This window comes from Deltaproteobacteria bacterium (assembly GCA_022340465.1).
Taxonomy (GTDB): domain Bacteria; phylum Desulfobacterota; class Desulfobacteria; order Desulfobacterales; family B30-G6; genus JAJDNW01.
In genome coordinates, this window is the sequence record JAJDNW010000009.1 from 33,053 (window position 1) to 40,059 (window position 7,007).

Below are 7,007 nucleotides of genomic sequence, written 5' to 3' on the forward strand. Positions count from 1 at the left end.
GAAAAAATAAAGAAAAAAAACGGGAGGGCCATGAAAAACGCCGGCAATGCACGCTTCGCCTTTACCCTTTTGTTTCTGCTGTACATGTTCGACTACATCGACAGAATGGTAATCGTTTCGCTTTTCCCTTTCCTGAAGGAGGCCTGGCATATTTCCGACACCCAGTGCGGGCTGCTTGTATCGGCTGTCTACTGGTCCATACTCCTTTTTTCCTTCCCCGTTTCCATCCTCATCGACCGGTGGAGCCGCAAAAAGACCATCGGCCTGATGGCGATTTTTTGGAGTATCGCCACCCTTCTCTGCGTCTTTACCAGAAACTTCAGACAGCTGTTCACCGCCCGTATTGCCATCGGTACCGGTGAGGCCGGCTATGCACCGGGTGGCGCCGCCCTGATTTCCGCCCTCTACCCCAGCCGAAAGAGGGCCAGGATGCTGGGAATATGGAATGCCGCCATACCGCTGGGAAGCGCTATCGGTATCGCCGCAGGCGGCATCATCGCCGAAAAGCTGGGATGGCGCCATGCCTTCGGCATCGTGGCCCTTCCCGGCCTGATCCTGGCCCTGCTTTTTTTTCGGGTCAGGGATTACAAGACCGTCCGCCTGAACCCTCCAGGGAGCGGGGACCCCGATGCCCGTTCAGGTCGTACCAGCGTTGCGTCCTTCACCATCCGGACCTTTCTCAAACCGTCCCTGGTCTTCAACAATCTGGCATTTGCCGCCAATGTATTCGTCACCACCGCCCTGATGAGCTGGCTGCCCACCTATTTCCACCGTCTCGAAGGCATTCCCATGAGCCACGCCGGGCCCAAAAGCGGGCTGGTGATGTTCATGGCGATCATCGGGGCACCTTTGGGAGGCTATCTGGCAGACCGGTGGACAGAGCGATTCCAGCGGGGCAGAATGCTTTTTCCGGCGCTTTCTTCGATCGTTTCGGCGCTCATCCTTACGATCGCCTTTAGCGGTCTTGCCGGAAATTCGCAGTACGTCGTCCTTTTGCTGTCCGGTGTCACCCTGATCATGTTCGTCCCTTCGGGTGTGGCCGTGACCCAGGATGTCGTCCACCCGGGATTGCGGGCCATCTCCCTGAGCATCAACATCGTTATCCAGCACACGCTGGGCAGTCCCCTGGGCCCGTTGTTCGTCGGCGCCATGTCCGACGGTTACAGCCTCGAAACGGCGTTCAAATTTCTGCCGCTTTTCGCACTGGCCGCCGGGCTGCTCTTTCTGGCGGGCTCCTTTTTTTACAGCCGCGACCTTTCAACCATTGCAAGCGTAGAGATTGAAATGGAATAATGTCGTTTCAGGTTTTAGGAGTTACGTTTTAAATGGATTTCCGTATGCAGCTTTGAGAACTGACCCATTGCTTCTGCCGTTCGGCGTTCAAGACGAACACCTAACACTTAAAACGAAAAACCGTTACAGCAACATCGTTCCTCGAGCAACATCGACTGTCAACAGCAACGGTGGAGGAATGGAAAGGAATATCGCCATGACCGGAAAACAGAGAATTCTGAAGGCACTGGGCATCGAGGAGGCCGACCGGGTCCCACTCTTTATTCACGGCATCAATGAGGGGCCGATCATGGGGGTGGGGAAACACCTGGTGGAGGGACTGCCCCTCGGCAAGCAGCTTCACCAGATGAACGACTCGGAAAAGGGGCTGCTCATCGAAACGCTGCTGAAACTGCTGGATGCATTCGGCATCGACGGCTACACCTGCCTGCCCATCGGGCCGGGAACCGAATTCTCCGACGATCGGGACCTTATAGACGACTGGGGGGTCGGTTTCACCCGCAGTCCGCACGGCATACCGGTCCCGACCCACCATCCGGTCGAAACCGTGGCCGACCTGGAACACTACCAGCCGCCGGCGCCGTCCCGGGACCATTTGCTGATGGTCGACCTGATGAAGGACCGCTTCAAGGACGAGAAAGCCGTTTTCTGGATGATGCGGGGGGCTTTCGTACGCAGTTGGCGCCTCATCGGCATGCAGAATTTCATGATGATGATGTTCGACAACCCCGAATTCATCCACCGGGTAGCCGAGATGGTGACGCAGTTCAGTCTCGCCCAGTTGGAGATGCTCATCGATGCCGGCCTGGATGTACTCATTGTCGAAGACGACATCGCCGACAAGAACAACACCCTGGTCTCACCGGAGCATTTTGCCACCTTCATCAATCCGTACAATCGGAAATTGGTGGACAGAGCCCACGATGCCGGTCTGAAGGTTGTGCGCCACAGCGACGGTAATCTGTGGCCCATTCTCGACATCCTGATCGAGTCGGGGTACGACGGCCTGAATCCCCTGGAACCCCAGGCCGACATGGCGTTGAAAAAGGTCAAGGCCTATTGCGGCGACCGCTTGTGCCTTTTGGGCAACATCGATTGCCAGGAGCTGTTGCCCCATGGAACCCCTGAGCAAGTCCGGGAAGCCGTTCGCACCGCCATCGCGGATGCGGCTGAAGGGGGCGGTCTGATCATCTGCTCGTCCAACACGCTGCACCCGGGCGTGGATCCCGAAAACTGTATCGCAATGTTCGAAGCGACCAGGGAGTTCGGCAGCTATGTCTGATGGTGCTGGAAATGAAGATTCGATGTCATAGCGACTGAATTGCTATCGATTCCTGATGGAAATCCCAAACAGCAAGCACCAAATTCCAATCACCAAATCACAAACCGTTCAATTGGAATTTTGACCTTTGAGAATTGCATATTGTTTGTTATTTGGTGCTTGGATATTGGAATTTAAGTGGATTTTCTTGATATGAGGTAAATAGATTGTCCTCTATGAAAAACATCGGTGCATTTTTCGATTTCGACGAAACCCTCCTGGAAGTGGAGAGCGGCAGGGTCGGCATTCAATACCTTTACGACGAGGGCCATGCCGGACGCTTTTTTATCGCCAAAGTGCTGTTTTTCAACTTCCTGTACCAACGCGGTCTGATCTCCGACGACACCATGGCCCGGAGGATGATCCGTTTCTACAAGAACAAGCCCCTGGCAGATTTCGAACAGGGAGCCGATGCCTTTTACAAAAATCACCTGAAGCCCAGGCTGGCGCCCAACGTTGCCGACAAGGTGCGGGAGCACCGGAAGGCCGGCCACCGCCTGATCCTGATCTCCGGTTCGGTGCGCTACCTGTTGAAGCCGGTCGCCGATGACCTGGGATTCCACTACCTGATCTGCACGGACCTGGAGATGCGCGGGAACGGACGCTTGACCGGCCGTCCCGACGGCCCTGTCTGCCTGAACGCCTATAAAAAGATCTACGCCGAAGAGATCGCCCGCAGGGAAGGCATCGATTTGGGCAAGTCCTATGCCTACGGCAACAGCGGCGCCGACATCCCGCTGCTGCGAACGGTAGGGAACCCCGTTGCCGTGGAGCCCACGGAAAAGCTGGCGGGAGTGGCCCGGCAGAACGACTGGCCGGTCATGCGGTACCGATAGAAAATACAAACCCGACGACGGATGTCGCAAAGACCCTCGGCTAAAGCCGAAGACTTTGGGGGCAGGGAGCCAGAGGTCGAGGGGTCAAATGAAAATCAGCTTATAGGTCATAGCTCATTGCTGATGGCAGGCTATGAGCTACAGGCTGTCAGCTGTGAGCTTTCCCATGGATGAAATTCGCGAAAACCCCATGTACCGCTACCTGATCATGCTGACGATCGCCTCGGCCGTCGGCCTGCAGGCCTGGCAGACCCTGTTCAACAATTTTGCCGTTGAGGTAGCCGGGCTGGAAGGCAAACACGTGGGCGTCATCCAATCCGTGCGGGAGATTCCCGGCTTCCTGGCCCTCCTGGCCATCTACGTCATGCTGGTCATCAAGGAGCACCGGCTGTCGGCCCTGTCCATCCTTCTGCTGGGGTGCGGATTGGGTCTGACCGGCTTGTTTCCCACCTTTACCGGTCTGACCATCACCACGCTGATATCCAGCTTCGGATTTCACTACTACGAAACCACCAACCAGTCGCTGACCCTGCAGTACTTCAACAAGGTGCAGGCCCCCCAGGTGTTCGGCCGGCAATACAGCATCGCCGCGGCTTCCAACATCGGCATCGGCCTGTTCATCTTTCTGGTGTCCTTCTTCCTATACTATTCCATGACCTATATGATCATCGGGCTCTTCATCGTGGGGGTGGCCCTGTGGGGATTCGGCCAGAACCCGGAGCGTACCGACCTTGCCCCTCAGAGGAAGCGGATGGTCCTGAGAAAGAAGTACTGGCTGTTTTACTTCCTGACGTTCATGGCGGGTGCGAGGCGTCAGATATTCATGGCCTTTGCCGTTTTTCTGCTGGTCAAGCGCTTCGAATACTCGGTTCAGGAGGTCACAATCCTGTTCGTGGTCAACAACGTCATCCGGTATTACCTGAGTCCCCTGATCGCCAAAAGTATCGTCCGCTTCGGCGAACGCAAGCTGCTCTCCCTCGAATACGCCAGTCTGATTATCGTGTTTCTGGCATACGCCTATGTGGACAACCGGCTGATGGTGGCCTTCCTGTATGTTCTGGACCACATCTTTTTCGGCTTTGCCATGGCCATCCAGACCTACTTCCAAAAAGTGGCCGATCCACGGGACATCGCCCCGAGCATGGCTGTGGGCTTTACCATCAATCACATTGCGGCCGTGGTTTTGCCAACCCTGGGCGGCCTGCTCTGGATGCTGGACTACCGCATCCCCTTCATCGCCGGAGCCTGCATGAGCATTGTTTCCCTGGCGGCCGTACAGCTGATTCGCATAGACATGCGATAGACAATGCCACTCTCGGGGCCATTGACATGCTACCTTTTTTAGGGGTGGTTTGACTTCCCGCTCACCCCTTAATCGACCTCGGCAGCAGCATCTGGTGCTGGGGACAGATGGATTTGGGATTCTGATAGACGCAACCGGCAAAGGCCGCAAGGTACTTGCGGACGTCCGTCATGGGGGCGATTTCATCGACAAAGCCTTTTTGGGCGCAGTACAGCGGCCGTGAGTAGTCATGGTACTCCTGGGCCATCTTGTTCATTTTGTCGATGACGGGTTCGAGGTCCCTGCCGGCGTCCTTTTCCTTGACCAAGCGCCTTGAAAAGCTGGCCGCAGCAGCCGTCTCTCCGTGCATGACATAAATTTCCGACGTGGCGATGCCGAGGGTAAAGGCATTGTGCCGGTTGGCAACGGGTCCGCCCATGACATAGTGGGCGGCGGCCGTACCCTTCCTGAGAAGCACCAGTATCTGGGGCACATCCGTCTGTTGAATCGAGTAAATCAGGCTCTGCCCCAGCCCCAGCAGCTCCGCCTGTTCAGCAATATCGCCCACATCGATTCCCGACGTATCCTGAAACCAGATGATGGGTACCCGGTCTCTCCCGCAGAGGGTGACGAACTCGTTCATTTTGATCAGCCCCTGCCTGTACAGCTTGCCGCCGATGCCGGGATAATCGGCGTATTCGGGATACTCCTCACCCAGAAAACCCTGCCGGTTGCCGATGCAGCCCATCAGGAATCCGTCGATTTTCACCAGGCCCGTGTAGACCTCCGGGCCGTATCCCGGGCGGTACTCCATGTGTTCGCTGTTGTCCACCAGCCTTGCCAGGACCTCGTCGAAACTGTACATCTGCTTTTGATTGAAAGGGATCAGGCGGTAGAGATCCTCGGCGGGGAAACGCGGCTCTTTGGGTTCGGCCACGCGGAAAAACTTGGGATTGTACGCCGGCATGTCCTTCATGTAGTCCTTGACGCCGTCCAGTACCTCGGTTTCCTTTTCATAGACATAGCGGAAAAATCCGGTCTTGTCGTAGTGGATGGACGTCGAGCCGGGCGGTTTGGCCTTGAACTGCTTGGCGGCATTGATAAGTGCTTCGGCGCCTTCCAGATCGAAGTATCCCTTGGGGGACATGCCGCTCAGGATCCCTCCCCCGCCTACGGCGATGTTGCAATTCTTGTGGGCAAACAGGATGGTGGGGCTGATGCCCTGGTAGCCCCCGCCGGCCGGGTTGGTGCCGTAAATAGCCGCCAGGATGGGAATACCCAGCTGCTCCAGCTCGGCATGGCGGAAAAAAGTCGTCCCGCCGCCCCTCCGGTTGGCGTAGAACTTTTCCTGTTCCGTAAGTTTGACGCCGCTGCAGTTCACCAGCCAGACAAGGGGAATATTCAGCCGTTTGGAAAGATTGGTCACCCGCAGGATATTTTCATACTGTCCCGGCAGCCAGGCACCGGCCATCACCTTGTTGTCGAATCCGATGATCACGGCCCATTTTCCGGCAATTTTTCCCAGCCCATCGAAAACATTGGTGCTGCCTTCCTGGTTGTCCTCAGGGTTGTAAAGCGTGTGCAGAGGGCACCAGGTGCCAGGGTCGACCAGGTAGCGCAGACGCTGCCACACGGTCATTTGTCCGCGGGCATTTATCTTTTCCTCGGGGAAGCCCAACACCTTTACCTTGTCCACTTCCGTCTCGATCTCGGCTTCGACACCTTTAATCTGTTCGACGTTTTCCTCGCTGCTGGCGATCTGTCCCTTGTTGAGCTCTTTTCCGAATTCCGGCATTTTTTCAAAATAAGGTCGCATGGTAGCTCCTGAATGTCATTTTACGTTGCACGTGTTAGGTTTTAGGCCGTCTGAAAGCATAGAGCGAATAACTTGACGTAACACGTAAAACCTAAAACGTAAAACGAGTTTGCATATTTTACTGGCTGATCGGCCACTCGTCCCGTTCTTGCAAAACCTCCCGCAACACCTTCAGGGCGGCATTGGTCGCGGGAACCCCCCCGTACACCAAAGTCTGGAACATGGTTTCGGCGATATACTGAGGCGGGCAACCCACGTTCAGAGCCGCCTGGACGTGCAGTTTCAGTTCATCGAGCCGGGAAAGTACGGTCAATGCGGAAACGGTGATAAGCTGTCTTGTCGCATGGGGCAGTTTTTCACGGGCATACATCCTGCCGGTGATGAACAGGGACATATCCTTTGCCAGTTCCTTGTCGAACGCCCGCCACAGGTCGAAGGGGCGCTCCCCTTCCACGCCCT

The 7,007-nt window shown here is 56.1% G+C and carries 6 protein-coding genes; 4 read left to right on the forward strand and 2 right to left on the reverse strand.

What is annotated here, in order from left to right; genetic code table 11:
- The first annotated feature begins 30 nt into the window (after positions 1-30).
- The 4 genes from LJE94_01615 to LJE94_01630 all read left to right on the forward strand — a co-directional run bounded on the left by LJE94_01615 (position 31) and on the right by LJE94_01630 (position 4,753).
- Positions 31-1,293 (forward strand): MFS transporter, encoded by a 1,263-nt coding sequence (locus tag LJE94_01615; protein ID MCG6908801.1) that lies wholly within the window; start codon positions 31-33, stop codon positions 1,291-1,293.
- Between the two features lie 196 nt (positions 1,294-1,489).
- Complete coding sequence (locus tag LJE94_01620; protein MCG6908802.1) at positions 1,490-2,575, forward strand: hypothetical protein; 1,086 nt, start codon at positions 1,490-1,492, stop codon at positions 2,573-2,575.
- Between the two features lie 215 nt (positions 2,576-2,790).
- A complete protein-coding gene (locus tag LJE94_01625; GenBank protein MCG6908803.1) occupies positions 2,791-3,450 on the forward strand; it encodes an HAD-IB family hydrolase in 660 nt (219 codons plus the stop codon).
- Between the two features lie 166 nt (positions 3,451-3,616).
- A complete protein-coding gene (locus LJE94_01630; protein ID MCG6908804.1) occupies positions 3,617-4,753 on the forward strand; it encodes an MFS transporter in 1,137 nt (378 codons plus the stop codon).
- A gap of 61 nt (positions 4,754-4,814) precedes the next feature.
- Here the strand turns inward: LJE94_01630 and LJE94_01635 are convergent, their stop codons facing one another.
- Both LJE94_01635 and LJE94_01640 read right to left on the reverse strand, forming a co-directional pair.
- On the reverse strand, positions 4,815-6,548 hold the full coding sequence (locus LJE94_01635) for a glutaconyl-CoA decarboxylase subunit alpha (GenBank protein ID MCG6908805.1): 1,734 nt from the start codon (positions 6,546-6,548) through the stop codon (positions 4,815-4,817).
- 118 nt (positions 6,549-6,666) lie between these two features.
- On the reverse strand, positions 6,667-7,002 hold the full coding sequence (locus tag LJE94_01640; GenBank protein ID MCG6908806.1) for a carboxymuconolactone decarboxylase family protein: 336 nt from the start codon (positions 7,000-7,002) through the stop codon (positions 6,667-6,669).
- Positions 7,003-7,007: the final 5 nt, after the last annotated feature.